Source organism: Nonomuraea ferruginea (assembly GCF_039540635.1).
GTDB classification, from domain to species: Bacteria; Actinomycetota; Actinomycetes; order Streptosporangiales; family Streptosporangiaceae; genus Nonomuraea; species Nonomuraea ferruginea.
The window spans coordinates 12,899-38,255 of the sequence record NZ_BAABFD010000035.1 but is presented as its reverse complement, the minus strand read 5'-3'; the positions used below and the strand labels follow the sequence as shown (position 1 = coordinate 38,255).

Annotated in this window: 23 protein-coding genes and 1 tRNA gene; 6 read left to right on the top strand and 18 right to left on the bottom strand. The window is 72.2% G+C overall.

Annotation, left to right across the window (positions count from 1 at the left end; all coding sequences use genetic code 11):
* Nucleotides 1-6: 6 nt before the first annotated feature.
* The 3 genes from ABD999_RS41965 to ABD999_RS41955 form a co-directional block, all read right to left on the bottom strand.
* Nucleotides 7-1,506 carry a M28 family metallopeptidase gene (locus ABD999_RS41965; protein WP_271278530.1) on the bottom strand — a complete coding sequence of 500 codons (1,500 nt, stop codon included), beginning with the start codon at nucleotides 1,504-1,506 and terminating at the stop codon, nucleotides 7-9.
* Between the two features lie 75 nt (nucleotides 1,507-1,581).
* Nucleotides 1,582-3,141: a M28 family metallopeptidase gene (locus tag ABD999_RS41960; RefSeq protein WP_271278529.1), complete on the bottom strand. Its 1,560-nt coding sequence runs from the start codon at nucleotides 3,139-3,141 to the stop codon at nucleotides 1,582-1,584.
* A gap of 106 nt (nucleotides 3,142-3,247) precedes the next feature.
* Nucleotides 3,248-4,267, bottom strand: a complete 1,020-nt coding sequence (locus tag ABD999_RS41955; RefSeq protein ID WP_271278528.1) for an ABC transporter substrate-binding protein — start codon at nucleotides 4,265-4,267, stop codon at nucleotides 3,248-3,250.
* 122 nt (nucleotides 4,268-4,389) lie between these two features.
* On the opposite strand from ABD999_RS41955, the gene nhaA reads away from it, so the two are divergent.
* The 3 genes from nhaA (at nucleotide 4,390) to ABD999_RS41940 (ending at nucleotide 7,133) form a co-directional block, all read left to right on the top strand.
* On the top strand, nucleotides 4,390-6,213 hold the full coding sequence (gene nhaA / locus ABD999_RS41950; protein WP_271278527.1) for a Na+/H+ antiporter NhaA: 1,824 nt from the start codon (nucleotides 4,390-4,392) through the stop codon (nucleotides 6,211-6,213).
* Between the two features lie 18 nt (nucleotides 6,214-6,231).
* On the top strand, nucleotides 6,232-6,729 hold the full coding sequence (locus tag ABD999_RS41945) for a hypothetical protein (RefSeq protein ID WP_271278526.1): 498 nt from the start codon (nucleotides 6,232-6,234) through the stop codon (nucleotides 6,727-6,729).
* Between the two features lie 104 nt (nucleotides 6,730-6,833).
* The gene (locus ABD999_RS41940) at nucleotides 6,834-7,133 is read left to right on the top strand and encodes a hypothetical protein (protein ID WP_271278525.1); all 300 of its coding nucleotides are present in this window, start codon (nucleotides 6,834-6,836) and stop codon (nucleotides 7,131-7,133) included.
* On the opposite strand, the gene ABD999_RS41935 is transcribed toward ABD999_RS41940, so the two are convergent.
* Entirely contained in the window at nucleotides 7,130-7,582 is a 453-nt protein-coding gene (locus ABD999_RS41935; protein WP_148029989.1) for a hypothetical protein, read from the bottom strand. The genes ABD999_RS41940 and ABD999_RS41935 overlap by 4 nt on opposite strands.
* Before the next feature lie 44 nt (nucleotides 7,583-7,626).
* Between ABD999_RS41935 and ABD999_RS41930 the strand changes: the two genes are divergently transcribed.
* Entirely contained in the window at nucleotides 7,627-8,601 is a 975-nt protein-coding gene (locus ABD999_RS41930) for a helix-turn-helix transcriptional regulator (RefSeq protein ID WP_271278524.1), read from the top strand.
* Here ABD999_RS41930 and ABD999_RS41925 read toward each other — a convergent pair.
* Entirely contained in the window at nucleotides 8,589-9,542 is a 954-nt protein-coding gene (locus tag ABD999_RS41925; RefSeq protein WP_271278523.1) for a GNAT family N-acetyltransferase, read from the bottom strand. The two genes, ABD999_RS41930 and ABD999_RS41925, sit on opposite strands and share 13 nt — an antisense overlap.
* Nucleotides 9,543-9,572: 30 nt before the next feature.
* Nucleotides 9,573-10,502: an MBL fold metallo-hydrolase gene (locus ABD999_RS41920; RefSeq protein ID WP_271278522.1), complete on the bottom strand. Its 930-nt coding sequence runs from the start codon at nucleotides 10,500-10,502 to the stop codon at nucleotides 9,573-9,575.
* 114 nt (nucleotides 10,503-10,616) lie between these two features.
* Here ABD999_RS41920 and ABD999_RS41915 point away from each other — a divergent pair, with 114 nt between their 5' ends.
* A complete protein-coding gene (locus tag ABD999_RS41915) occupies nucleotides 10,617-11,435 on the top strand; it encodes an NAD(P)-binding domain-containing protein (protein WP_271278521.1) in 819 nt (272 codons plus the stop codon).
* A 47-nt stretch (nucleotides 11,436-11,482) separates the two neighbouring features.
* Here ABD999_RS41915 and ABD999_RS41910 read toward each other — a convergent pair.
* From ABD999_RS41910 to nadD, 4 genes are all read right to left on the bottom strand, one after another.
* Nucleotides 11,483-11,555 (bottom strand) — tRNA-Ala (locus ABD999_RS41910).
* A 119-nt stretch (nucleotides 11,556-11,674) separates the two neighbouring features.
* Nucleotides 11,675-12,316 (bottom strand): histidine phosphatase family protein, encoded by a 642-nt coding sequence (locus tag ABD999_RS41905; RefSeq protein WP_148029985.1) that lies wholly within the window; start codon nucleotides 12,314-12,316, stop codon nucleotides 11,675-11,677.
* Nucleotides 12,313-12,708 (bottom strand): ribosome silencing factor, encoded by a 396-nt coding sequence (gene rsfS / locus ABD999_RS41900; RefSeq protein ID WP_148029984.1) that lies wholly within the window; start codon nucleotides 12,706-12,708, stop codon nucleotides 12,313-12,315. Before rsfS ends, ABD999_RS41905 begins: the two co-directional genes overlap by 4 nt.
* Nucleotides 12,709-12,794: 86 nt before the next feature.
* Nucleotides 12,795-13,412, bottom strand: coding sequence for a nicotinate-nucleotide adenylyltransferase (nadD, locus tag ABD999_RS41895; protein WP_148029983.1), 618 nt, complete (start codon nucleotides 13,410-13,412; stop codon nucleotides 12,795-12,797).
* A gap of 96 nt (nucleotides 13,413-13,508) precedes the next feature.
* On the opposite strand from nadD, the gene ABD999_RS41890 reads away from it, so the two are divergent.
* Nucleotides 13,509-14,522 carry a M48 family metallopeptidase gene (locus ABD999_RS41890; protein ID WP_148029982.1) on the top strand — a complete coding sequence of 338 codons (1,014 nt, stop codon included), beginning with the start codon at nucleotides 13,509-13,511 and terminating at the stop codon, nucleotides 14,520-14,522.
* A gap of 3 nt (nucleotides 14,523-14,525) precedes the next feature.
* Here ABD999_RS41890 and ABD999_RS41885 read toward each other — a convergent pair whose 3' ends face one another.
* From ABD999_RS41885 to ABD999_RS41850, 8 genes are all read right to left on the bottom strand, one after another.
* Complete coding sequence (locus tag ABD999_RS41885; RefSeq protein ID WP_345483219.1) at nucleotides 14,526-16,661, bottom strand: serine/threonine protein kinase; 2,136 nt, start codon at nucleotides 16,659-16,661, stop codon at nucleotides 14,526-14,528.
* Nucleotides 16,662-16,761: 100 nt separating this feature from the next.
* Nucleotides 16,762-16,923, bottom strand: coding sequence for a hypothetical protein (locus ABD999_RS41880; protein ID WP_187281013.1), 162 nt, complete (start codon nucleotides 16,921-16,923; stop codon nucleotides 16,762-16,764).
* Between the two features lie 65 nt (nucleotides 16,924-16,988).
* On the bottom strand, nucleotides 16,989-18,272 hold the full coding sequence (locus ABD999_RS41875; RefSeq protein WP_271279035.1) for a glutamate-5-semialdehyde dehydrogenase: 1,284 nt from the start codon (nucleotides 18,270-18,272) through the stop codon (nucleotides 16,989-16,991).
* A 231-nt stretch (nucleotides 18,273-18,503) separates the two neighbouring features.
* Nucleotides 18,504-19,619 carry a glutamate 5-kinase gene (gene proB / locus ABD999_RS41870; RefSeq protein ID WP_378525367.1) on the bottom strand — a complete coding sequence of 372 codons (1,116 nt, stop codon included), beginning with the start codon at nucleotides 19,617-19,619 and terminating at the stop codon, nucleotides 18,504-18,506.
* 31 nt (nucleotides 19,620-19,650) lie between these two features.
* Nucleotides 19,651-21,003, bottom strand: a complete 1,353-nt coding sequence (obgE, locus tag ABD999_RS41865) for a GTPase ObgE (protein WP_271279037.1) — start codon at nucleotides 21,001-21,003, stop codon at nucleotides 19,651-19,653.
* Nucleotides 21,004-21,280: 277 nt separating this feature from the next.
* Nucleotides 21,281-21,538, bottom strand: coding sequence for a 50S ribosomal protein L27 (rpmA, locus tag ABD999_RS41860; RefSeq protein WP_068925700.1), 258 nt, complete (start codon nucleotides 21,536-21,538; stop codon nucleotides 21,281-21,283).
* A 15-nt stretch (nucleotides 21,539-21,553) separates the two neighbouring features.
* Nucleotides 21,554-21,856, bottom strand: coding sequence for a 50S ribosomal protein L21 (rplU, locus tag ABD999_RS41855; RefSeq protein WP_148029977.1), 303 nt, complete (start codon nucleotides 21,854-21,856; stop codon nucleotides 21,554-21,556).
* Between the two features lie 220 nt (nucleotides 21,857-22,076).
* A complete protein-coding gene (locus ABD999_RS41850; protein ID WP_271279038.1) occupies nucleotides 22,077-25,241 on the bottom strand; it encodes an Rne/Rng family ribonuclease in 3,165 nt (1,054 codons plus the stop codon).
* Nucleotides 25,242-25,357: the final 116 nt, after the last annotated feature.

Sequence of the window (25,357 nt, the reverse complement as noted above, 5' to 3'; positions counted from 1 at the left end):
TCCGGTTCACTGCCGGGTGATCACCACGTCGTCCACCGCCGCCTCGACGAGGCTCGCGGTGCCCGCGTCGGCCGCCTCGACGACGACGCGCACGGTCTGCCCGGCGAAGGCGGAGACGTCGGCGGTGGCGGTGGCCCAGGCCGCGTCGCGGTCGACGGCCGCGCCGAGCCGCTCCACCACGGTCGCCGTGGTCGTGCCGACGACCCGTACCCGGAAGAAGTCGGCGCTGGTGGCGTTGCTGCCGTGGGCCAGGTACCACGACAGCGACAGCCGGAGCTGGCCGCTTGTCGGGAGCGTGATCGCCGGCGACCTGACGGTGGTCACGCCGCCGTCGATGTCGTACGCGCCGGCGCTCGAACCCGCGAGCGGGCCGGTGACCAGGGCGTTGACGCCGCTCGTGGTGGCGCCGAGCTGCTTGGGGCCGCTGGAGTCGGTGGCCTGCGGGTCGCCGCGCTCCCACACGCCGGTGGTGGCGGTGTCGGTGCCGCCGGGGTTCACCGTCCAGCCGGTGGCGGTCTCGAAGGTGTCGGACCAGACGGGCTGCGGCTGCTCGGCGGTCGCGAGGGTCCAGACGGCGTGCGCGACCGCGTCCGTGTTGCGGTCGAGCGCGGTGTCGCTGATGTTCGCGGTGGTGTCGCAGGAGCGGTGGTAGCAGGGGTCGAACGCCTGCCCGGCGGTGCCGCCCCAGAGCTGCGCCTGGGCGCTGGACTTGATGCCCTCGGCGCCGGTGAACGTACCGCCCGCCGGGATCCCGGCGCTGATGAACGGCCCGTAGTCGGAGCGGCCGTCGAAGTCGGTGCCCCGGGTGGGCACGCCGATGCCCGCGAAGTAGCTCTGCAGGACCTGCTCCAGCTCGGCCGACCCGGCAGGGCCCGGTCCCGCCCCGGTGCCGTCGGAGTCGTCGCCGTCGTAGATGAAGTAGCCGGCGTTGGGCGAGCCGACCATGTCGAAGTTCAGGTAGCCGCCGATCCTGGCGCGCTCGGCGGCGGGCAGGTTGTTCACGTAGTAGCGGGAGCCGCGCAGCCCCAGCTCCTCGGCGCCCCACCAGGCGAAGCGCAGGTGCCGGTTCGGCTGCAGCCCCTGGCGGGCCACCTCCAGCGCGACTTCGAGGATGGCGGCCGAGCCCGAGCCGTTGTCGTTGATGCCGGGGCCGGCGGTCACGCTGTCGAGGTGGGCGCCGACCATGAGCACGTCGTCCATGTCGCCGCCGGGCCAGTCGGCGATGACGTTGTAGCCGGTGGCGCCGTTGTAGGTGAACGACTGGAGGGTGGTGGCGTAGCCGGCGGCGTTGAGCAGGTTCCTGACGTAGTTGGCGGAGGCCAGGTAGCCGGGCCTGCCGTGCGCCCGGTTGCCGCCGTTGGCGGTGGCGATGGACTGCAACTGGCTCAGGTGGGCCTTCACGTTCGACAGGGGGATGTCGGGAGCGGCGGCCGCCGCCGCGGCGGGCGCGGTCAGGGCCAGTGGGACGGCGAGCACGACGGCGCAGAGCGCCGGGAGTAACTTCACGGGGTCCTCCGTGGGGGGTGAGAGGGGGAGCGGCGTGGTGCGCCGCTCCCCCGCCGGAGTGTCGGCCGGTGACGGTTACCGGCTGACCTGGTGGTTGTGCCCGTGGTACGGCGCGCCGCGCATCTGGAGCGGCGCCCCGGCGTTCGTGCGGGCGGTCGTGCCGCCCGGCAGGCTGCGGTCGTAGGCGTAGGTCACCGCTGAGTGCACGATGGCTCCCGTGTTGACCAGCAGCGCCTCGGTGCTGACGTTGTCGATCGTGTCGCAGGCCCGGTGGTAGCACGGGTCGTAGGCGGCTCCCGCCGTGCCGCCGTACTTCGCGGCCTCCTCCTCGGTCTTCACGCCCTCGGCGCCGGTGAACAGGCCGCCGGACGGGATGCCGGCCTCGATGAACGGCCCGTAGTCGGAGCGGCCGTCGAAGTCGGTGCCGCCGTGCGGCAGGCGCAGCGCGTCGAAGAACCGCTCGAACGTCGCCTCGATCTCGTCGGAGCCGGGCGGGCCCGCGGGCGCGCCGGTCGCGTCGGAGTCGTCGCCGTCGTAGATCTTGTACGCGTAGTTCGGCGAGCCGATCATGTCGAAGTTCAGGTACAGCTTGATCTTCGCGCGCTCCGCGGCCGGCAGGTTCGCCACGTAGTACTCGGAGCCGATCAGGTTCAGCTCTTCCGCGCCCCACCAGGCGAAGCGCAGCTTGTTGACCGTCGGCAGCTTGGCCATGAGCAGGGCGGTCTCCAGGATGCCCGCGCTGCCGGTGCCGTTGTCGTTGATGCCGGGGCCGGCGGTGACGCTGTCGAGGTGCGCGCCGAACATGACGACGTTGCCCGGGTTGCCGCTCCGGGAATCGGCGATCACGTTGTAGGTGGTGCGGGTCTCGCTCTCGGTGTCGGTGGCCAGGCGCACCACGCTGGTCGTGGCGGCCAGTTCGGCGCCGATCTCGAAGCCGGTGCCGACCACGGGGATCGTGACCGTGGGCACGCCGAGGGTGCCCTGCAGGGTCGCGGTGCGGCCTTCCTGGCCCTCGTTGAAGATGATCACCCCGGCGGCGCCCGCGGCCTGGGCATTCTCCGCCTTGACGCGGAAGTCGCAGCTGCCGCGCTGGATCAGGGCGATGTTGCCGGGCGTGAAGCCGGCGAAGTCCGCCGGCTCGCAGCCGGACGTCGAGCCCGGCTGGGCGGGCGGCGGGATCTGCAGGTCCACGTTCTGCACGGTCGCGGTCACGTCCCCGGCGCCGGAGTACGTCATGGTCGCGAACTCGCCGACCACGCTGCCGTCCGGCGGGGTCGGGGTGTACGTGCGCGGATCAGGTGAGATCCGTTGCATGGTGGCCGTGGAGTTCTGCATGAAGAACGGGAACTCGAACGGCTGGATCGTGACCTTGTAACCCGCCTGGCGCAGCTTGCCCGCGACGTAGTCGCGCGAGGCGTCGTAGCCGGGCGTGCCCGAGGCGCGGGTGCCCCCGTTGGCGTCGGCGATCCGCTGGAACGCCTCCAGGTGCCGGACGACCGGCTTGGCCTTGACCGATCTGGCCAAGGCCGTCGGATCGGGATCCGCCTGTGCCGGGGTGACGAAGGCGAGAGGAAGGGCGAGGGCCACTGCCAGGGTGCCGGCTCGGGCCACGCCCTTGGGGAGGTGGAAGCGCATTCGGCTCCTCCGCAAGGAATCTGGTTGGGACTGTCTCCCCCGATTCAAGTCGCGCTGGAACGTTAACCAGAGCAAGGCACCCTGAAAAGACCCAGATATGCGATTTTCAGCCCACTACGTCGTCCTTGGCTGAATCCACGTTGGTCTTCAGCTCCTCCAGCACCTTGGCGTACCCCAGGTAGCTGTACCGTTCGGCCGCACGCCACGGGTAGACCTGACCGGCCTTGACCGCGGGCAGCTCGCTCCAGGTCGGCTTCTTCGCCATCTCGCCGGCCTTCATGGACTGGGCCCGGGCGTCCACCAGGATCACGTCGGCCTCGTACTTGTCGGCGTTCTCCCAGCTCAGCACCTCCCAGAAACCGCCCTCGCTCTCCGTCGGACTGGCCGGGGAGACGACGTCGAGGCCCAGCTCCTTGAAGTAGGCCAGGTCGGGGTGGTCGGGCAGGTACGCGACGTACAGGTTGTCGGGGGTGGCCGTGACGACCATGACCTTCAGCCCCGGCCTCGCGGCGGCGGACTCCCTGAGCTGGGCACTCGCGGCCTCGAAGCGGGACTTGGCCTCGGCGACCGGCGCGGCGTTCAGGTCGGCGCCCAGCGCGGCGGCCAGGCCGGCGTAGCGCTCGATGACCTCGGTGAGCTTCTTGCCGCCGAGCAGGACGCCGAGCGTCGGGGCGACCTGCTCGATGGCGTCCGCCGACTCCTCGGGCACGTACCAGAGCGAGTCCTTCAGGTACATGCCCGAGACGAGCAGGTCGGGCCGGACCGAGATGAACTTCTCGACGTTGAACTCGCCCCACGTGTTGCCGATCGACTCGACGGCGGCGATGTCGACCTCGCCCACCTCGGGGTCGCGCCCGCCGTCCTTGAGCCGGTGCGGGCCGAACACGGCGACCGGGCGCACGCCGAAGTCCCACAGCGCCGCCGCGGAGGCGGACTGGGCCACCACCCGCTCCGGCCGCGCCGGCAGGGAGATCTTCTTGCCGCGATCGTCCGTCCAGCTCCAGGCTTCCTGCGCGGAGGCGGACGGCGCGGACGCGGGCGGCGCCTCCGTCCCGCCGCACGCAGCGGTTCCCAGCAGAGCGGCGACGGCGAGGGCGACGAGTCCCCTACGCGGGACAGTGGGCATGGGGACTCCTCCGGCTTTACCGATTCGTGGTCCGCATATTAGCTTAGGCTTACCTAAGTCGAAAGGGTCACCCGTGCACTCCCCGCGGAACCTTAAGATCGAGCGCAGGGGGTGAGCCGCCGATGCTCCGGGCGATATTCAAGACCGAGGCAGGCAGCACCACGCTGCTGCTCGCCGCCACGATCGTGGCCATGCTCTGGGCCAACTCGCCGTGGGGCGACACCTACGAGGCGTTCTGGCACATCCCGGTCGGGCTCACGTTCGGCGACGCCACGTTCTCCCTCGATCTGCGCCACTGGGTGAACGACGGGCTGATGGCGATCTTCTTCTTCGTCATCGGCCTGGAGATCTCCTACGAGATGCGCCTCGGGCAGATGCGCGACCGCCGGCTGGTCGCCGTGCCGGCCCTCGCCGCGCTCGGCGGGCTGGTCGTCCCCGCGGGCATCTACCTGATGCTCAACGCGGGCGGGCCCGGCGCCGTCGGCTGGGGCGTGCCGATCGCCACCGACACCGCGTTCGTGCTGGGCCTGCTCGCCGTGGTGGGGGCGCGCTGCCCCGACCCGCTGCGGGCCTTCCTGCTCACGCTGGCGATCGTGGACGACGTGCTCGCCATCATGATCATCGCCATCTTCTACACGGCGAGCCTGTCCGTCCCCGCGCTCGTCACCGCGGTGCTGCTGCTCGCCGCGATCATGCTGCTGCGGTGGCTGCGGATCTGGCGCGCGCCCGCGTACATCGTGCTCGGCTTCGCGCTGTGGGTGGCGACGCTGGAGAGCGGCGTGCACCCGACGCTGGTCGGCATCGCGCTCGGCGTGCTGGTTTTCGTGTACGCGCCCAGCGACCGGAAGCTGATCAGGGCCGGCGAGGCCGTGCAGGAGCTGACCTACGCGCCCAACCCGCGGGCGGCCGTGGAGGCGACGCGGCTGGTGCGCATGTCGGTCTCCGTGAACGAACGGCTGCAGCTGCTGCTCCACCCGTGGAGCAGCTACGTGATCGTGCCGATCTTCGCGCTGGCCAACGCCGGCATCCGGCTCGACAGCGAGACCCTGAGCGCGGCGATGACCTCGCCGATCTCCATCGGCGTGGCGCTGGGCCTGCTCGCCGGCAAGCTCCTCGGCATCACCCTCGGCACCTGGCTGCCGCTCCGGCTCAACTGGGGCATCCTGCCGGGCAACCTGGTGTGGGGCCAGCTGCTGGGCGGCGCGGCGGTGTCCGGCATCGGGTTCACGGTCTCGCTGTTCATCGTGGAGCTGGCCTTCGAGGACCCGCTGCTGATCAGCGAGGCCAAGATCGGCATCCTCGCCGGGTCGATCGCCTCGGCGCTGCTCGGCGGGATCATCTTCAAACTGGCGTGGAACCGGGGCGGCGTGTGCGCCCCTCCGGACGCCGCCGCCGAGCCGGAGGAGGAGCGGCCGGAGCTGCTCAGCACGCCGGTCGGCCCCGACGACCACGTGCGCGGCCCGGCGGACGCCGCCGTCACCGTGGTCGAGTACGGCGACTTCGAGTGCCCCTACTGCGGGCGGCTGCACCCGATCCTGGAGGAGCTGCGGCGCCGCCGCCCCGACGTGCGGTTCGTGTTCCGCCACTACCCGCTCCGCGACATGCACCCGCGCGCGCTGGCCGCCGCGCTGGTGGCCGAGGCGGCCGCCCGCGACGGCCGGTTCTGGGAGATGCACGACAAGCTCTACGCCGCCCAGCGCGCACTCGCCGACGCCGACCTCGCGCGTTACGCGGCCGAGCTGAAGGTCGACCTGTCGGCTCCGATCGCCGCCCGCGCCGCCAGGATCGAGCGCGACGAGCGATCAGGCCGGGAAAGCGGGGTACGAGGCACCCCGACCCTGTTCATCAACGGCGTACGCTACCGAGGCAGGCTGGACCTCGCACCGATCATCGAAGCGGTGGAGAAGGCACGCCCCGCCGCCGCCCCCGGGAAAAAGACCCCCTGACGGATGGAGATCTCCGGCATGGCCTCTTCGAACCTCCTCAACGTGCTGCTCGCGATCCTGTCCTGCGCGGTGCCGGGCATCGGCGTCGTGGTCACGGCCATGGGCCGGCGGACCCACGGACGCGCGGCGGTCATCGGCCTGCTGGGCTGCGTCGCGCTGCTGCTGGAGGGCCTGCTCCGGCTCGGCCAGACGATCTTCCTGCGGACCATCGTGGAGACCGTCGGCCTCCGCGAGGCGGGCGGCGTGCTGGCGTTGCTGGGGCTGGTCTCGTTCGTGCTGGCGACGACGGGCGTCGGCCTCCTGATCTGGGCCGTGGTAGCCCGCCGCACCCCGCAGCCCGCCGCCCCGGGTTGGCAGCAGCCGCAGCCCGGCCCCCAGCAGGGCTGGCAGCAGCCCGGCCCGCCCCAGCAGCAGCCCCCGGCCGGCCCGCACCAGAACCCGCAGGCGGGCCCGTACCAGAACCCGAACCCCGGGCCCTACCAGAACCCGCAGGGCTGGCAGCAGCCCCCGACCTGACCGATCCGGATGGGACGAAGGCGGCAGATGTGACAATCTTGGAGCACACCCCGCCTCCGAAGGGCATCATGAATCCAGAGCAGCCCGGCGGTCCCGAAGGGGACATGACGATCAGGCGTCGCTGGGACGGCCCGGCCCCGCCCCCGCCGCGGCGGCAGGCGACGCCCCCGCACCCCCTCCCGCCGCCCGCGAACGCGGCGCCCCTGTTCCCCCAGCCTCCGCGCATGCCGCCTCTGGAGGACAACCGGACGCAGCGGCTCGACTACACGCCGGACCTGCTGCCCGACGTCGCCTACGAGACCAGGAAGTCCCGGTCGGGCTGGTGGTGGCTGTTCGCGGTGGGCGGCGTCCTGCTGCTGGTGGTGGCCCTGGCCGCGGCCGTGCTGCTGTCGGCGAACTCCTAGGCCCTGGTGAAGTCCATCGTCCAGTTGGTCTCCCAGGTCCGCTCGCCGTCGGCCGAGAGCGCCTGCTCCCACCGGCAGGCGTCCGGCCCGAGCACGGTCCAGAGGAACCGGGAGCGCACCGGCGTCCCCTCATGCAGTTCGTCGGCGTAGAACCGGCCGCGGTCGCCGTCGAAGCCGCCCACCATGGGCGGCAGGTCGAGCGTGCCGGTGCGGCTGCTGGACCAGTAGATGGACCACAGCCGCGTGGCCGGCTCGTACAGCCGCAGCGTCAGCCCGCTGTAGCCGAGGGTCGGGAAGTGGATCTCGTCGAAGTTGGCGGCGCCGCCGAAGTGGCGGGTGCTGGTGGAGACGCCCGGGAACTCCTCCCAGTCGTCGCTGCCGGCCAGACGCTTGACCAGGCGGCGGTTGGCCACGTTCCAGGTGCCGGCGAGGAAGTCGAAGTCGTTCATGCGGAGACGGTAAGGGCGGGTCGCTGACATGTAGTGTCAGTGATGTGCGCGCCTCCCGCCTCGTCTCGATCCTGCTGCTCCTGCAGACGCGGGGCCGGATGACGGCCAGGGAGCTCGCCGAGCGGCTGGAGGTGTCGGTCCGCACGATCTACCGCGACGTGGACTCGCTGCACGCCGCCGGCATCCCGCTCTACGGCGACGCCGGGCCGAGCGGCGGCTACCAGTTGCTCGACGGCTACCGCACCAGGTTGACCGGGCTGACCGCCGACGAGGCCGAGTCGCTGTTCCTGGCCGGGCTGCCGGGCCCGGCGGCCGAGCTGGGGCTGGGCGCGGTCGTGGCGGCCGCCCAGCTCAAGCTGATGGCGGCGCTGCCGGTGGAGCTGCGCGACCGGGCCGGCCGCATCCAGGAGCGCTTCCTGCTGGACGCCCCGGCTTGGTATCGGGATCCGGAGCCGGTCACCCACCTGCCGACCGTGGCCGAGGCCGTGTGGAACGAGCACCCGCTGCGGGTCCGCTACCGCCGCTGGCGGGCGCCCCAGGAGGTGGAACGCCGGCTGGAGCCGTACGGGCTGGTAGTCAAGGCCGGGCGGTGGTATCTGGTGGCCCGCTGCGGCGACGGCGTGCGCACCTACCGCGTGTCGCAGATCCTGGAGCTCCACCCGCTGCCGGGCCGGATCACCCGCCCGGCGGGCTTCGACCTGGCCGCCCACTGGCAGGGCTACCTGGCGGAGTTCGAGGCCAGGCTGCGCCGGGGCGAGGCGGTGGTGCGGCTGTCGCCGTCCGGCCTGGAGCGGCTGCGCGACCTGATGACGCCCGGCGTGGTCGCGGCGGCGAAGGAGACGGCCCAGCCGCCGGACGAGGAGGGCTGGATCACGGTGACGCTGCCCATCGAGTCCGTCGGGCACGCGGTGGCCGAGTTCCTGAGGCTGGGCGCCGACGCCGAGGTGGTCTCCCCTCCGGAGCTGCGCGAGCGGGTCGCCGACACCGCCGAGCGGATCGTCCGCCGCTACCGCGGCTGAACCAGCCGCATCACGTGGAACCGCCGGGTGACCTCGTACCCGGCTCTCGTGTAGAGGTTCCCCGCCGGGCCGGTCTCGCCGGTCCACAGGAACCACGACCCGTGCAGCCCCTCGGCCCGCATCCCGGTCATGGCCGCGTGGAGCAGGATCTTGCCGAGCCCGGTGCCGCGTTCGGCGGGGTCCACACCGAACGGCCCGAACCGCTCGGGGATCTCCCGGTACGCCCCGTACGCCGCGAACCCCACGATGCGCTCCCTCACCGCGACGAGCAGCCGCCCCCGGTCGCCCATCCTCCTGATCGCCTCGCCCCAGTCGGGATTGAACACCCCGGCCGCGAACCTGATCAGCTCCGGCAGCTCCCCATCGGCCGGCGCCCGGAACGCGTACCCCTCCCGCTCCCGCGCCGCCCGCAGCTCCCGCACCTCGTCCGGCATCGTGTAGCCGACGAGCGTGCGGTCCATGGCCACCGGCGTGTACAACGTCCGGAAGCCCAGCCTCTCAAGCAGCCGGTACGCGTCCGGATAGACCGCCGCGTCCACCCCGGGCAGCACGTAGTTGGGCGTGTACGGGGCGAACTCCACCGTCGTGCGCCCATGCCGCGCCAGGAACGCCAGCGCCTCCTCCACCAGCCGCCGCCCCAGCCCGCGCCCCCGATGCTCCGGCGCCACGAAGAAGAACGGGATCCACCCGATGCCCGGCTCCAGATCGGTCGACGGGGCGAGCGGAACCAGCCTGCGCACCCCGTACGCGCACCCGGCGAACTCCCCGCCGACCACGGCCACTCGCAGCCCCTCGGGGTCGAAGTTGGGATCGAGCAGCACGCAGTCACGCAGCCAGCCGGACGTCGTGGGGTCGGCGGGCATCCCGCGGTTCCAGGCCGCCACGAGCGGCCCCTCATCCCCCGCGGCGAACCCCCGGACCGTGGTCGTCGGATTGATCACCCGGCCATGCTGCCAGAAGGCGGGCCGCCGTCAGACCCGGGTCGGCAGCGGGCCGCCGTGGTAGGTCATCGCGTCGCCGAAGGCGGTGAGCAGATCCACCTCGCCCCCCTCGGCGTCCGCGTACGCCCGGTGCAGGTTGAGCACCAGCCGCTCGGAGTCGTCCCACGCGGCGAACTCGCCCAGGTCGGCCCCCCGCGCCGCCGCCAGGGGAGTGAGCCCGTGCTCGCGCCCCTTCCGCGCGACGTCGAGCACGAGCCGGTAGTAGCGCTCGTGCGCCGCCAGGATCCCCGGCAGCGACGCCGCGTCCGCCAGGGGCCCGTGCCCCGGCACCACGTGCTCGGCCCCGAACGCCGCCAGCCACTCCAGCGACTCCAGCGCGCCCCGTACGGACCCCATCATCACCAGCGGCGTCAGCCCGTTGAAGATCAGGTCGCCGGTGAACAGCACCCGCTCCTCGGGCAGCCACGCCACCACGTCGCCCGGCGTGTGCGCCGCGTACCCGGGGTGCCGCAACTCGACCCGCCGCCCGCCCGCGAACACGGTCACCTCGCCGCGGATCGCCACGTCGGGCACCCGCCGCGTGACGTTCCCCCAGTCGGGCACCGGCGTCCAGAACGGCGGGCACCCGTCGATGACGAAGTCCGCCAGCAGCGCCTCCCGCATGGCCTCGTGCCCGAACAGCACGGCGGCCTCGGGAAGCAGGCTGTTGCCGTACGCGTGATCGCCGTGCTGATGGGTGTTGACCGCCATCCGCACCGGCACGCCCCCGGTGGCCTCGTCCAGCGCCCCCAGGAACCGCCTGGTCCGCTGCTCGGTGGCGCACGTGTCGACCACGAGGACGGCCCCGTCACCGGCGACGGCGCCCGCGTTGTTCACCCACCAGGTCCCGTCCGGCTGCACCCACGCGAACACCCCGTCCACGACCTGGCGCAACCGCACCTCCGCGACCGGCTCGCCCATGTCTCCTCCTGCCGAAAGCCCTCCCTCATACTCCCCCGCCCGCCGCGGTTTCGCTGGCGTACGGGGCGGTCCATGAGGCAAAGTGAAACAGCGTTTCCCTCAGGAGGTCGTGACGTGCGTTATGTGATCATCGGTTGCGGCAACGTCGGCATGGAGCTGGCCCGCCGCTGGACCGCCGCCGGCCACCGGGTGACCGGCACCACCACCACGCCCGGCCGCGTCGGCGAGCTCCGGGAGGTGTGCTCGGACGTGGCGGTCCTGCGGGGCAGCGACCGGGCGGCCGTCCAGCGGGTGGTCGAGGAGGCCGACGCGGTCGTCCTGACCGTGAGCCCGCGCCTGACCCGTTCCTTCGACGCCGCCCAGCGGGTCGCCGAGTACGCGGACACGCTGACCGCCAGCGCCCGCACCGCCGTCGAGGCGCATCCCCGCGTGGTCTTCACCAGCTCCGTGTCCGTCTACGGCGCCGGCACGGGAGCCGTGGTGGACGAGGACACGCCCGTGACCGGCGACCCCGACGCCTCCCCGCGCAACTTCGCCGCCGCCGAGGCCGCCGTGCTCGCCACGGCCGGCGGGGCGGTCGTCCGCATCCCCGACGTGTACGGGCATCCGCGTGACATGGACTACCCGGCGCGGGTGAAGCTCGCCCACGAGATGCTGGGCGGGAGCGTCCCCTTCTCCGCCGAGGCGCTGCTCTACCGGATCGACTACAGGGACGCGGCGTCCGCCCTCGGCTTCGTCGTCGGCGAGGGCCTGACGGGGATCTACAACGCCGTCCCCGATGCCGTCGCGCCCCGGACGAACGCGGAGGTGTTCGGCGAGATCTGCGCCGCCGGAGGGTGGCCGCCGCTGACCTTCCGCGGCGAGATCAGGACGCCGACCGTACCGGTGAGCTCGGCCAAGCTCCGGGCGGCGGGATTCGCGTTCGCCCACTGAGGCCGGAGACACGAAAATGCCCCGCCGTGAGGGCGGGGCATCGTCTGTGGAGCTATGGGGATTCGAACCCCAGACCTCCTCCATGCCATGGAGGCGCGCTACCAACTGCGCCATAGCCCCTGATCACCGCTCGCGAGCGGGCCTCCGAGAGCATATAGCCATCCCGGCGATTCGCCTAATCGCACGCCCGTACCAGGAACGGCGAAAGAGACGGCCGCCCGCGTGACGCGAGCGGCCGCTCACGCCGGTTGGCGCCCCTCGGCGTCGGGGCTGTCGTCGCTGCTGATCGGCTCGGGGAGGGTGCCGGCGTTGTGCTCCAGCAGGCGCCATCCGCTGCGCCCCTCGTGGAGCACGGACCACGAGCAGTTGCCCAGCCCGCCGATGGCGGACCACAGCTCCAGCGGCAGCCTGAGCAGCTCGCAGATGCCGAGCCGCAGCGCCGCGCCGTGGGAGGCCACGACGAGCAGCCCGTCGTCGTCGAGCTTGGCCGCCCAGCGCCGCATGGCGGCGGCGACCCGGACGGCGACGTCGGTCACGGCCTCGCCGCCGGGGGCCTCCCAGGCGACGTACTCGCGCGGCCAGCGTTCGGCGATCTCCTGGCGGGTCAGGCCCTCCCACTCACCGCCGCCCCGCTCGCGGAAGTCCTTGTCGACGGCCACCTCGATGCCGGTGACGCGGCCGAGGGCGAGGGCGGTGTCGTTGGCCCGCTGGAGGTCGGAGGACACGATGAGAGTCGGCCGCAGCGAGGCGAGCAGGGACGCCGCCCTGGCCGCCTGGGCCTGGCCGGTCTCGTCGAGCGGGATGTCGGAATGGCCCTGGAAACGGTGTTCGACGTTCCACAGGGTCTGCCCATGACGGAGGCAGACGATGCGTCTGCTCAAGTGCGGGCCCTTTGGATGTTGGCCTGCATGACGCTCTCCGGCAGGGAAATGGCCGGGCAGTCCTTCCACAGCCGCTCCAGGGCGTAGAAGGTGCGGTCTTCCTCGTGCTGGACGTGCACGACGATGTCCATGTAGTCGAGGAGGACCCAGCGGCCCTCGCGCTCGCCCTCGCGGCGCACCGGTTTGGCGTCGGCCTCGGTGCGCAGCCTCTCCTCGATCTCGTCGACGATGGCGCGGACCTGGCGGTCGTTGGTGGCGGAGCAGAGCAGGAAGGCGTCGGTGATGACGAGCTGCTCGCTGACGTCGTAGGCGAGGATGTCTTCGGCCAGCTTGTCGGCGGCGGCCTCGGCGGCGATGCGCACGAGCTGGACGGCGGTGTCAGATGCTGTCACGGTGCGGGTCGGACCTCCTGAGTCGGCAACATGCCCTATATGGAGGGTACCCGTTACGGCCGTCCTGCCCCACGTACGGCACTACTTCACTCGTGCGAGCGGTAGAGGTCGCGCTTGTTGATGTACTGGACGATCCCGTCGGGCACGAGATACCAGATCGGCTCCCCTTTGGCCACGCGCTGCCTGCACTCCGACGACGAGATGGCCAGCGCCGGGATCTCCAGCAGCGTCACCCTGCCCTCGGGCAGCCCGGGGTCGTGCAGGTGGTGCCCCGGCCTGGTGCAGCCGACGAAGTGGGCCAGTTGGAAGAGCTCGTCGGCGTTCTGCCAGTCGAGGATGGCGCCGAGCGCGTCGGCGCCGGTGATGAAGAACAGCTCAACCTGCGGCCCGTAGATCTCCGAGATGTCGCGCAGGGTGTCGATGGTGAACGTGGGCCCGGGGCGGTCGATGTCCACCCTGCTGACGGAGAAGCGCGGGTTCGACGCGGTCGCGATGACGGTCATCAGGTAACGGTCCTCGGGCGCGGACACCTCGCGCTCCGACTTCTGGTACGGCCTGCCGGTGGGCACGAACACGACCTCGTCGAGCTCGAAATGATGGGCCGCCTCGCTGGCGGCGACCAGGTGCCCGTGGTGGATCGGGTCGAACGTGCCGCCCATGACTCCCACGCGTCGCTTCCCCTGCATACCAGGCGCGTTCATCATGAAACGGACCTTACGCGGAAGCCTCCACAAGACATCACGGCACCCCCCTTCACGATGGCCGCGCATACCTCCCGTCGCGGACGTAGCATGCCGGGCATGACGACCACCCCGGACCGCAGCCGCGTCCAACTGCCCGGCATCTCGTCCCGTGCCTACGAACACCCCGCAGACCGGTCGGCTCTGGTCGCTCTGCGCAAGTTGAGCGGGTTCGACACGGTTCTCAAGCAGATGTCCGGCCTAGTCAGCGAGCGGCGCCTTCGCCTCATGTACCTCGCCTCTGCCGTGCGGGTGAGCGAGACCCAGTTCCGCTCCCTCTACGACATGGGCCGCGACGCCGCCTACGTCCTCGACCTGCACCGGATCCCGGAGATCTACGTCCAGCAGGACCCGCAGGTCCAGGCCAAGGCCATCGGCTTCGACGACCCGTTCATCGTCGTGACCACCGGCCTGCTCAACCTCATGAACGAGGAGGAGCAGCGCTTCGTCATCGGCCACGAGACGTCCCACATCCTGTCGGGCCACGCCGTCTACCGGACGATGCTCGACATCCTCACCCGCCTCGCGGCCCGCGTCGCCTGGATCCCGCTCGGCTACATCGGCCTGCGCGCGATCGTGGCCGGCCTGGAGGAGTGGTACCGGAAGTCGGAGCTGTCCTCCGACCGCGGCGGCCTGCTCACCGGCCAGGACCCGGAGGCCGCCAAGCGCGCGCTGATGAAGCTCGCCGGCGGCGACTACACGCACGAGATGAACATCGAGGCGTTCCTGGAGCAGTACGCCGAGTACGACACCGCCGGCGACCTGCGCGACGGCTTCCTCAAGGTGCTCAACCTGCTCGGCACCACCCACCCGTTCGCCGTGGTCCGCGTGGCCGAGCTCGACAAGTGGCAGCGCAGCGGCGAGTACGACCGCATCATCGGCGGCGACTACCCGCGCCGCGAGGACGACCCCAACGCCCGCGTCAGCGAAGAGGTGAAGGCCGCCGCCGAGTCCTACCGCAGGTCCTGGTCGGAGTCCCAGGACCCGTTCATCGGCGTGCTCCGCGACGTGGCCGAGGGCGCGGTCAACGCCGGCGAGCGGATCTTCAACCGGTTCGCGCGCCGCGACGGCTGACCGTCACAGCAGCAGGGCGATCGCGCGCACGGCAGCCGCGCACAGGGCGACGAACCCGCCCAGCACGGCCAGTGCGCGCAGCCCTTCCCTGCGCAGCTCGGGCAGCCGGGCGCCGACCCGCTCGATCTCGCGCCCGGTGATGCCGCCGCACAGCATGCCGAACACCACGGCGGCGGCGGTGACCGGAGCGGGCTGCTGCCACCAGGTCGAGTCGATGTGACCGCCGCCGGTGATCCACAGCGCTCCGCCGGCCGCGACGGCCACGGGCGCCCCCGGCCAGACGGCGGCGCTGGCCAGCGCTCCGGACAGCGCGAACGGAAGCGTCACCGCCCTCATGGTGGCCCGCAGCCACCCTTCGGCGTGGTTGCGCACCATCCAGTGGCTCATCCACAGCGCCCTGGTCAGCACCACGAACACGGCCGTGATGCCGATGGAGGCGATCGGCCACATCACCGACGCCACCACGCACGGCACGGCCAGGACGGCGAGCAGCAGCAGCGCCGTGTTCCCGGCAGGCAGCGTGGTGGCCCCTTCGGCCCTGCTCTTGACGCCCTTGGCCACGCTCTGCGTCCTCGTGCGGGTCCGCGCCGCCGTCTGCGCCCTGGCCCGCACGGCGCCCTCGCCGCTCCGCCCGCGCCCCGCGGCCGTCTCCACGGCCCGCCGCCCGGCGCCGTCACCGGCCCTGCCCCGCCCTCCGGTCCCGGCGGCCGCGGCCCCCGTCGCGGCGACAGCCTCACCCCGCCCGCGCCCGGTCGTCCCGTCACTCTTGCCGCGCCCCGCGGCCCCGTCAGCCCGCCCACGGCCGGCGGCCCCGTCGGTCTTCCCATGCCCCACAGCGCCGTCGGCCCGCCCGCGCCCGGCGGCCCCGTCACTCTTCCCCCGTCCCGCCGCGCCGTCAGCCCGCCCACGTCCGGCGGTCCCGTCGGCCCGGCCCCGGCCCGTCCCCTCGTCCGCCGCGCGCCCGCGCGGCGCGGGCACCTCTCCGGCACGCCCCCGCACCCCGTCGGCACGCGCAGCCGCCTCACCCGTACGAGACCGCGACGGCGCACTGTCAGCCGAGCGCCCGCGCACCCCCTCCGCACGCGCGGCCACCTCACCCGCACGCGACCGCGGCGGCACGCTGTCTCCCGAACGCCCGCGTCCTCCCTCAGCACGCGACGCCGCCCCTTCACCTGTGCGGGACCGAGGCGGCACGCTGTCCCCTGAACGCCCGCGCGGCGCGGGCACCTCTCCGGAACGCCCCCGAGCCGCCGGCTCGGAGCCACGGCCGCGGGGCGACGGGACGTTGCCCCCGGGGCGCGAGGCGTCCCCCGGCTCACCGGCGCCGGCGTCGGGGTCGTCGAGACCGCTCGCCTTGACCAGCCGGGCCAGCCGGTCGGCCAGCAACGCGGCGGTGGGCCGCTTGCGCGGCTCGCGGTTGAGCGCCGCCCGCACCAGCGGCAGCAACTCCACCGGCACGCCCTTGAGGTCCGCCTGCCCATTGAGCACCGCGTACATCTGCGCCTCGGCGGTCCCCCGCCCGAACGCGGGCCGCCCCGTCGCCGCGAACGCCACCGTCGCCGCCCACGCGTGCACGTCGGCGGGCGAGTCCACCTGCTCGTCGGCGAAGATCTCCGGGGCGGTGTAGCCGGGGGTGCCGAGGAAGGTGCCGGTCAGGGTGAGCCGGGTGGCGTCATGCACCTGGGCGATGCCGAAGTCGATGAGCACCGGCCCGCCGGCGCCCATGATGATGTTGGCCGGCTTGAGGTCGCGGTGCACCACCCCGGCGGCGTGGATGATGGCCAGGGCCGCGGCGATGCCCTGCGCGAGCCGTACCAGCTCCGCCAGATCGAGGGCCCCGTCCTGGCGCACCCGCTCCAGCAGGGTGACACCCTCGATGTGCTCCATCACCAGATAGGGGCGGTCGCAGGACAGGTCGGCGTCGAGCACGCGCGCGACATAGGGGCTCTCGACCCGGCGCAGTGCCCGGACCTCGCGTTCGAGCCGGATGCGTGCGGCGTCGTTCTCGGTCAGGTCGTGCAGGACCTTGACCGCGACGCGCTCGCCACGGCGGGCGCTGGCGAGGTAGACCTCGCCCATGCCACCCCGGCCGAGCCTCTCGAGCAGGGTGTACGGCCCGACCTTGCCGAGCTTGCTCACCGTCCCTCCCCGCTCGGCGCGCCCATAAGGGACACAACCCTAGCGCTGTGAAAGGTGTGGACGCCTGAGGCACGCCGAAACTTCTATCTGCCGACTCCGATCACGACAGCAGCTTGTCGAGCTCGGCCCTGGGCTCGCGCCCAAGATCCCTGCGCCCCTTCCTGCGCCAGTTGACGTGACCGTGGCTCTCCAGCCAGAGCATCAGCCGGTCGGCGCCGAACAGCACGGCGGCCGCGAACGCGAGGGCGATGACGATCTCCATGCGCCCAGTCAAGGAGGCGCGCGCGGGGCCGCGGGCGCCGACACGCCGCCCGCGACCCGATCACGTCACTGTCCTGACTTGGCGATGACCGTGCCCTCCGCGGTGCGCAGCTGGCCCTCGCCGGTGTAGACCCACTTGGTGGAGGTCAGCTCGGGCAGGCCCATCGGCCCGCGCGCGTGCAGCTTCTGCGTGGAGATGCCGATCTCGGCGCCGAACCCGAACTCGCCGCCGTCGGTGAACCGGGTCGAGGCGTTGACCGCCACCGCTGCCGAGTCGACCAGCGACACGAACCGCCGGGCCGCCTGCTGGGACCGGGTGACGATGGCGTCGGTGTGGCCGGACCCGTAACGCCGGATGTGGGCCACCGCGTCCTCCAGCGAGTCGACGACCGCGGCCGCGATGTCGAGCGAGAGGTATTCGGCGGTGAAGTCGTCCTCGGTGGCCGGCACCACGTCGTCGCCGTAGCGGGCCACGCGCGCGTCGCCGTGGACGGTCACCCCGGCCGCCTTCAGCGCTTCCAGCGCCCGGGGCACGAACGCGTCGGCCGCGTCGGCGTGCACCAGGAACGTCTCGGCCGCGTTGCACACCGACGGCCGCTGCGCCTTGGCGTTGACCAGGATCTCCACGGCCAGGTCGAGGTCGGCGCCCGCGTCGACGTACACGTGGCAGTTGCCGGTGCCGGTCTCGATGACCGGGACGCTGGACTCCTCCACAACCGAGTTGATCAGCGACGCGCCGCCGCGCGGGATGAGCACGTCGACCAGCCCGCGGGCGCGCATCAGCGTCTTGACCGAGTCGCGGGTGAGGCCCGGCACGAGCTGTACGGCCCCGGACGGCACCTCGGTGTCGGCCAGCGCCTCCTGCATCACCTTCACCAGAGCGGTGTTGGAGCTGTAGGCGCTGGAGGAGCCGCGCAGCAGCACCGCGTTGCCGCTCTTGAGGCAGAGCGCGGCGGCGTCGACGGTGACGTTGGGGCGGCCCTCGTAGATGATGCCGATGACACCGAGCGGCACCCTGAGCTGACGCAGCTCCAGCCCGTTGGGCAGGGTGGAGCCGCGCATCACCTCGCCCACCGGGTCGGGCAGGTCGGCCACCTGGCGCACGGCCTCGGCGATGGCGGCCACCCGGCCCTCGTCGAGCCGCAGCCGGTCGATCATGGCCTCGGCGGTGCCCTGCGCCCTGGCCTGCTCGACGTCCGCGGCGTTGGCCTCGACGATCTCGGCGGCATGCGCCACCAGGGCGTCGGCGACGGCGCGCAGGGCCCGGTCCTTGGGCGCCCGCGGCAGCGGGGCCAGCTCGGCGGCGGCCTCTCGTGCCGCGTGGGCGACCTTCAGGAACTCTGTGTTCATGTTTGATTGCTCTCCGTTTGATTGCTCCGCTGCGCTCCGCGGCGAAGGGCTCCTCAAGCCTCGCTCTTCCCTCGTCACTCCGGTCGCTTCGCTCCCTGCGTTCCTCAGTCCAGAGCGAGGCGAGCCCTTCGCAAAACGACGTGCCCCTTGGTGCGTCAGCCGTGGGAATCTGTTATCCAGTCAGCCTTGGGACTTTGTGTCTCGGTCGGCCTTGGGACTCCAGTATTCCGGTCAGCTTTGGGGTTCCAGTATGACGATGTCGTCTCGGTGGATCAGTTCGCGTTCGTACTCTGGGCCGAGTTCGGTGGCCAGGTCGCGGGTGGAGCGGCCGAGGAGGCCTGGGATCTCCATCGCGTCGAAGTTGACCAGGCCGCGTGCCACCACGCGGCCGCGCGGTCCGCACAGGTCGACCGGGTCGCCGGCGGCGAACTCGCCCTCGACGGAGGTCACCCCGGCCGGCAGCAGGGACTTGCGGCGGGTGACGACGGCCTCGACCGCGCCGGCGTCGAGGTGGAGCCGGCCGCGCCCGGTGGTGGCGTGGGCCAGCCACAGCAGGCGCGTGCCCGGATGGCGGCCCTGGGGATGGAAGAAGGTGCCGACGTCTTCTCCGGCCAGCGCGTGCGCGGCGTGGGCGGCGGCGGTCAGCACGACCGGCACGCCCGCGCCGGTGGCGATCCTGGCCGCCTGCACCTTGGTGATCATGCCGCCGGTGCCGACGGCGCCGCCCTTGCCGAGCTGGACGCCGACCAGGTCCTCGGGCCCGCGGATCTCCGCCAGCCGCCGCGCGCCCGGCCGGCTCGGCGGGCCGTCGTAGAGCGCGTCGACGTCGGACAGCAGGATCAGCGCGTCGGCCCGGATGAGATGGCTGACCAGCGCGGCCAGCCGGTCGTTGTCGCCGAAGCGGATCTCGTCGGTGGCGACGGTGTCGTTCTCGTTGACGATGGGCACGATGTCGAGCTCCAGCAGCCGGTCGAGGGTGCGCTGGGCGTTGACGTGGTGGGTGCGCCGCATCATGTCGTCGGCGGTCAGCAGCACCTGGCCGACGCGCAGCCCGTACCGGGCGAAGGAGGAGGTGTAGCGGGCGACCAGCACGCCCTGCCCGACGGACGCCGCCGCCTGCTGCGTGGCCAGGTCGCGCGGTCGCGCGGGCAGCCCGAGCGGGCCCAGGCCCGCCGCGATGGCGCCCGACGACACCAGCACGAGCTGGGTGCCGGCCCGGCGGCGCGCGGCGAGCACGTCGACGAGGGCGTCGACCCGGTCGACGTCGATCATGCCCTGGGGGGTCGTGAGCGACGACGAGCCGATCTTGACGACGACCTTCGACGCTGAACCGATCTGTTCCCGCACGTCCAAACCCTATCCGAGCCCGCCAAACGGTTTATCCGAGGCGGCTGTCGGTGCCGCGCGGCCCCTGGCGGACCGCCTCGGCGTTGAGCGTCGGCTGCCAGTCGAAGATGTAACCGCCTTCCATCGGCCCGATCACCACCTCGACCCCGGCGGTGGCGCCGGCCTTGGCGAGCTCCTCCTCGACGCCGAGCCGCTCCAGCCGGTCGGCCAGGTAGCCGACGGCCTCGTCGTTGCTGAAGTCGGTCTGCCTGATCCACCGCTCCGGCTTCTCGCCGGTCACCTGGAACAGGTCGTCATTGACCTTGCGCACCTTGAACCCGGCCTCGCCGAGCTGCTTGGGCCTGATGACGAGCCTGGTCGGCTCCTCGACGGGCTTGGCGGCGCGGGCTGCGGCCACCCACTCGCCCATCGCGTACGTGAGCTCGCGCAGCCCTTCGTGGGCCGCCGCCGACACGGTGAACACCCGCAGCCCGCGCTCCTCGAACTCGGGCCGTACGAGGTCGGCCAGGTCACGGGCGTCGGGCACGTCGGCCTTGTTGAGCACGACCATGCGCGGCCGGTCCTCCAGCTTGCCGTAGGCGTGCAGCTCCGCCTCGATCACCTCGTAGTCGGTGACAGGGTCGCGGCCCGGCTCCATGGTGGCGCAGTCGATGACGTGCACGAGCATGTCGCACCGCTCGACGTGGCGCAGGAACTCGTGGCCGAGCCCCTTGCCCTCGGACGCGCCGGGGATCAGGCCGGGCACGTCGGCCACGGTGAACACGTTGTCGCCCGCGGTGACCACGCCCAGGTTGGGGATCAGGGTGGTGAACGGGTAGTCGGCGATCTTCGGCTTGGCCGCGCTGAGGGCGGCGATCAGCGACGACTTGCCCGCGCTGGGGAAGCCGACCAGCGCCACGTCGGCGACGCTCTTCAGCTCCAGCATCACGTCCAGCGCGTCACCCGGCTCGCCCAGCAGCGCGAACCCGGGCGCCTTCCGCTTGGTGCTGGCCAGCGCGGCGTTGCCGAGGCCGGCGTGGCCGCCGCCGGCGATCACGTAACGGGTGCCGGCGCCGACCAGGTCGATGAGCACCTCACCGGTCGCCGCGTCCTTGACCACGGTGCCGTTGGGCACCGGCAGCACCACGTCGCCCCCGTTGGCGCCGTCGCGGTTGGAGCCCTGCCCCTGCTTGCCGTTGCCGGCCTTGCGGTGCGGGCGGCGGTGGTAGTCGAGCAGGGTGGCGGTGTTGGGGTCGACCTCCAGGATGACGTCCCCGCCCCGCCCGCCGTTGCCGCCGTCGGGGCCGCCGAGCGGCTTGAACTTCTCCCGGTGGATGGAGGCGCAGCCGTTCCCCCCGTCACCGGCCCTGACATGCAGGATCACCTGGTCCACGAAGTCCGGCATTCAGCTCTTCTCCTCCATAGGCCCGCGTACGGGCACACCATCACATCCAGCCGAGCACCCTCAGGAAACGGGTACCTCCGCCCCCTCAGACGAACGGACTCCGCAGAGGTGCCCCGCCGATCGGCCGCTCCCCCGTAAGAGGATCCGGCCGTACGACCGAGCCCTCCACACGGGACCGGCCGCAAGACCGGCCCTTCCACGGAAGGAGTCGTACAACGGGACAAGGGGTGGATCGGCAGGCGATCCACCCCTTGTCTCAACCCCTCGCGACGGAGATTTACTCCGCGACGGGGACGATGCTCACGGCGCGGCGACCGCGCTTGGTGCCGAACTGGACGTGACCGGCGGTCAGCGCGAACAGGGTGTCGTCGCCGCCACGGCCGACGTTGTCACCCGGGTGGAAGTGGGTGCCGCGCTGGCGGACGATGATCTCGCCGGCGTTGACCAGCTGGCCGCCGAAGCGCTTGACGCCCAGGCGCTGAGCGTTGGAGTCGCGGCCGTTGCGGGTGGACGACGCGCCCTTCTTGTGTGCCATCTCTCAAACTCCCGATCAGGCCTGGTCGATACCGGTGATCTTCACCTGGGTGTACCGCTGACGGTGACCCTGGCGCTTCTTGTAACCGGTCTTGTTCTTGTACTTGAGAATGCGGATCTTCGGACCCTTGGTCTCACCGAGGATCTCGGCGTTGACCGTGAACCGGCCCGCCTCCGTGGTCACATCGCCGTCGTTGACGACGAGCACCGTCGGCAGCGAAACCGAAGAGCCGACCTCGCCGGCGACCTTGTCCACCTCGAGGACGTCACCGACGGAGACCTTCTGCTGCCTGCCGCCGCAACGAACGATCGCGTACACCGCGGAACCCTTCTACTGACTAGCTGTTGTCGATACACCGGCGCCCCGAGCGGGACGACCGCTGCCTCCGAATGCTGCGCCCGACCTCCGGCTCGTCCGAAACCGACGAACCGAGGGGCGCGCCAACAGGGCACGCCACCTAGCGCACCGATCCACTAGGGTACCGGATGATCCGTGCCCCTGGCGAACCGGACGATTCATCGGATCGCCCGCCAAGCGGTCACTCGGCGGACTTGGCTCGGCGGGAACGTCGCCGCCCCCTGCCGGAAGACTGGCCGCCGTGGTCGTCCTCATGCGGGACATCGTCAAGCGCACCGGTCACCGTATCACGGTTCCCCGTGTCCTTGGCCGCGGAGACCTTGTCGCCCATCTTGTCGGAGACCGCCTTCTCGACCGCCATCTTGCCCTGCGTGCCGCGCGGCTCCGGCTTGCTCTCGACCGGCTCCGTGGAGACGATCAGGCCACGCCCGTTGCAGCAGTCGCACGGCGTCGAGAACGCCTCCAGCAGGCCCTGACCGACCCGCTTACGGGTCATCTGGACCAGCCCCAGCGAGGTCACCTCGGCCACCTGGTGCTTGGTCCGGTCGCGGGCCAGGCACTCCAGCATGCGCCGCAGCACCAGGTCGCGGTTGGACTCCAGCACCATGTCGATGAAGTCGATGACGATGATGCCGCCGATGTCGCGCAGCCGGAGCTGGCGCACGATCTCCTCGGCCGCCTCCAGGTTGTTGCGGGTGACGGTCTCCTCGAGGTTGCCGCCCTGGCCGGTGAACTTGCCGGTGTTGACGTCGACGACGGTCATCGCCTCGGTCCGGTCGATCACCAGCGAGCCGCCGCTCGGCAGCCACACCTTGCGCTCCATCGCCTTGGCGAGCTGCTCGTCGATCCGGTACGACTCGAACACGTCGCCCTGGCCGCCGTCCCACTTCGTCAGCCGCTCGGCCAGGTGCGGCGCGACGTACTTGACGTACTCGTCGACCGTCTCCCAGGCGTCCTCGCCCTGCACGACCAGCGAGCTGAAGTCCTCGTTGAAGACGTCGCGCACCACCCGGATGGTCAGGTCGGGCTCGGCCGAGAGCAGCTCGGGCGGGCTGGCCGACTTGGCCTTCTTGCGGATGTTCTCCCACTGCGCCGACAGGCGGGCGACGTCGCGGGCCAGCTCCTCCTCCGAGGCGCCCTCGGCGGCCGTACGGACGATCACGCCGGCGTTCTCCGGCATGACCTTCTTCAGGATGCTCTTGAGCCGGGTGCGCTCCTTGTCGGGGAGCTTGCGGCTGATGCCGGTCATCGACCCGTCGGGCACGTACACCAGGTAGCGGCCGGGCAGGCTGATCTGCGAGGTCAGCCGGGCGCCCTTGTGGCCGATCGGGTCCTTGGTGACCTGCACCAGCACCGACTGGCCGGACTTCAGCGCCGACTCGATCCGCTTGGGCTGCCCCTCCAGGCCGGCGGTGTCGAAGTTGACCTCGCCCGCGTACAGGACGGCGTTGCGCCCCTTGCCGACGTCGACGAACGCGGCCTCCATCGACGGCAGCACGTTCTGCACCTTGCCGAGGTAGACGTTGCCGACGTAGGACTGGCTGGCCTCGCGGTTGACGTAGTGCTCGACGAGGATGCCGTCCTCCAGCACCGCGATCTGCGTGCGGTCGCCCTGGCGGCGCACCACCATCATCCGGTCGACGGACTCGCGGCGGGCCAGGAACTCCGACTCGGTGATGATCGGCGGACGCCGGCGGCCCAGCTCGCGGCCCTCGCGCCGGCGCTGCTTCTTGGCTTCCAGGCGGGTGGAGCCGCGCACGCTCTGCACGCCGTCGGCGGAGGTGTCGTGGGCGGCCGCCCGGCCGGAGCGCGGGGCGCGGATGCGCACCACCGTGTTCGGCGGGTCGTCGGGCGTCGTGTCGGCCGTGTCGTCGTCAGCGCCGCGGCGGCGACGGCGACGGCGACGGCGCGAGCTGGAGCCCGCCTCGTCCTGGGACTCCTCGGACGCCTCCTCCTGGCCCTCCTCGTCGGAGTCGTCGGAGTCGTCGCCCTCGTCGTTCTCGTCACGCTCGCGTGACTTGCCGCGCCCGCGCCCGCCGCGCCTGCGGCGACGGCGCCGGCCACCGGTCTCCTCCTGGTCGTCGGAGGTGTCGGCGTCGCCGTCGGTGTCGATGTCGGTGTCGTCCTCGGCGGTGACCTCGGCGCTCTCGTCGTGCGCCTCCACCTCAGGCTCGGGCTCCGGCTCCACCGGCCGTACGGGCTGCGCCTGCGTGGGGTCGGGCGCCTGGAACAGCGGCGCGAAGATGGCCGCCGGGCGCCGGAAGGCGGAACCTCCGGCCTCGTCCCGCCTGCGGGCGGCCAGCCCGAACGGGTCGGCCAGCAGGTTGACCTTGATGTCGTCCTCGTCGAGGTCCTCCCCGGCGGGCTCGTCGTCGAGCGGCTCGTCCTCGGGCAGGATCTCGAGAATCTCCTCCTGCTCGTCGGCGGACCCGTCACGCTCTGCCGCGGCCTCCCCGGCCCCCGCGGCCACCTGCGCGGCCACACCCGGCTCGACGCGCGACTCAGCGGACTCGACCCCGGCACCACCCGCCCGGGCAGCGTCGTCACGGACCTCACCCGTACGAGCAGCGCCCGCACGGTCGGCACCGGTACGAGCAGCGCCCGCCGCAGCGGCACCCGTACGGTCAGCTCCCGCCGTAGCGGCACCCGCGCGGTCGGCACCCGCCGTAGCAGTGCCCGCGCGGTCAGCGCCCGTCGCAGCGGGCTCTCCCGCCTCGATCTCCGACTCGGCCTTCTTACGGGACCGGCGCCGCTTCGCGGGCGCTTCCGGCTCGGCGGCCTCGCCCGGCGCACCGGCGCCGGAGACCGCGGCCCCGCTCACCTCAGCCACGCCAGGGGTCTCGGTGCCGGAGGCCGCGACCGCGTCGCCACGGGCCGCCTCAGCGCCGTTGGCAGGCACCTGGGCGTCGGGGGCGCCGACGGCCGCGTCCGGGGTCTCGGGGACGCCGGACGCACCGGTCTCCGCCTCGTCGGCGGTCTTCTTGCGGCGCCGGGTCGTCGTGGCCGTCGACCGGGTCCGCGTGGTGCGCTTGGGCTTGGCCTCCTCGACGGCGGCGGCCGCCGCCTCCTCGGCCGGGCTCACCGGAGCCGGCGCGGCGACGACCTCGCCGGGCTCTCCGGCCGCGCGTTGCGCCGCCACACTGGGCAGCGGCCGCCCTTCGGTCACCGACGGCGCGGCCTGGGCGGCCGGGACGGTGACCGGGGCGGAGGGCTTCTCCTCAGGGATCTCCGGCGGGGGCCCCGCCGGCCTCTTGGCCGCGCCGCGGCGCCTGGTCACCTGGGACTGTTCTGTTGTCTCCCCGTCAGGGCCATTGGCCCCGGCGTTGGGCTCGTTCTCGTCGAGCATGCGGGCGCTCTCCCGTCAGCCCCCGGGCGCGTCGCCGCGCCGCGCAGGAGCATCGTGTCTCGTTGTCCGCCACACCCGGAGGCGTGGCGCCAAGTCCTGTCTGCCGGTCACACCCC

Bases quoted from the DNA above. Each gene is read 5' to 3' on its own strand.
- ABD999_RS41920 (WP_271278522.1), bottom strand. From the start codon at position 10,502: ATGGGCGAGCCGGTCGCGGAGGTGCGGTTGCGCCAGGTCGTGGACGGG.
- ABD999_RS41850 (WP_271279038.1), bottom strand. From the start codon at position 25,241: ATGCTCGACGAGAACGAGCCCAACGCCGGGGCCAATGGCCCTGACGGG.
- ABD999_RS41875 (WP_271279035.1), bottom strand. From the start codon at position 18,272: ATGAACACAGAGTTCCTGAAGGTCGCCCACGCGGCACGAGAGGCCGCC.
- ABD999_RS41940 (WP_271278525.1), top strand. From the start codon at position 6,834: ATGACGATCAGGCGTCGCTGGGACGGCCCGGCCCCGCCCCCGCCGCGG.
- ABD999_RS41955 (WP_271278528.1), bottom strand. From the start codon at position 4,267: ATGCCCACTGTCCCGCGTAGGGGACTCGTCGCCCTCGCCGTCGCCGCT.
- ABD999_RS41935 (WP_148029989.1), bottom strand. From the start codon at position 7,582: ATGAACGACTTCGACTTCCTCGCCGGCACCTGGAACGTGGCCAACCGC.
- obgE (WP_271279037.1), bottom strand. From the start codon at position 21,003: ATGCCGGACTTCGTGGACCAGGTGATCCTGCATGTCAGGGCCGGTGAC.
- nadD (WP_148029983.1), bottom strand. From the start codon at position 13,412: ATGATGAACGCGCCTGGTATGCAGGGGAAGCGACGCGTGGGAGTCATG.
- rpmA (WP_068925700.1), bottom strand. From the start codon at position 21,538: ATGGCACACAAGAAGGGCGCGTCGTCCACCCGCAACGGCCGCGACTCC.
- ABD999_RS41880 (WP_187281013.1), bottom strand. From the start codon at position 16,923: ATGGAGATCGTCATCGCCCTCGCGTTCGCGGCCGCCGTGCTGTTCGGC.
- ABD999_RS41945 (WP_271278526.1), top strand. From the start codon at position 6,232: ATGGCCTCTTCGAACCTCCTCAACGTGCTGCTCGCGATCCTGTCCTGC.
- ABD999_RS41890 (WP_148029982.1), top strand. From the start codon at position 13,509: ATGACGACCACCCCGGACCGCAGCCGCGTCCAACTGCCCGGCATCTCG.
- ABD999_RS41960 (WP_271278529.1), bottom strand. From the start codon at position 3,141: ATGCGCTTCCACCTCCCCAAGGGCGTGGCCCGAGCCGGCACCCTGGCA.
- nhaA (WP_271278527.1), top strand. From the start codon at position 4,390: ATGCTCCGGGCGATATTCAAGACCGAGGCAGGCAGCACCACGCTGCTG.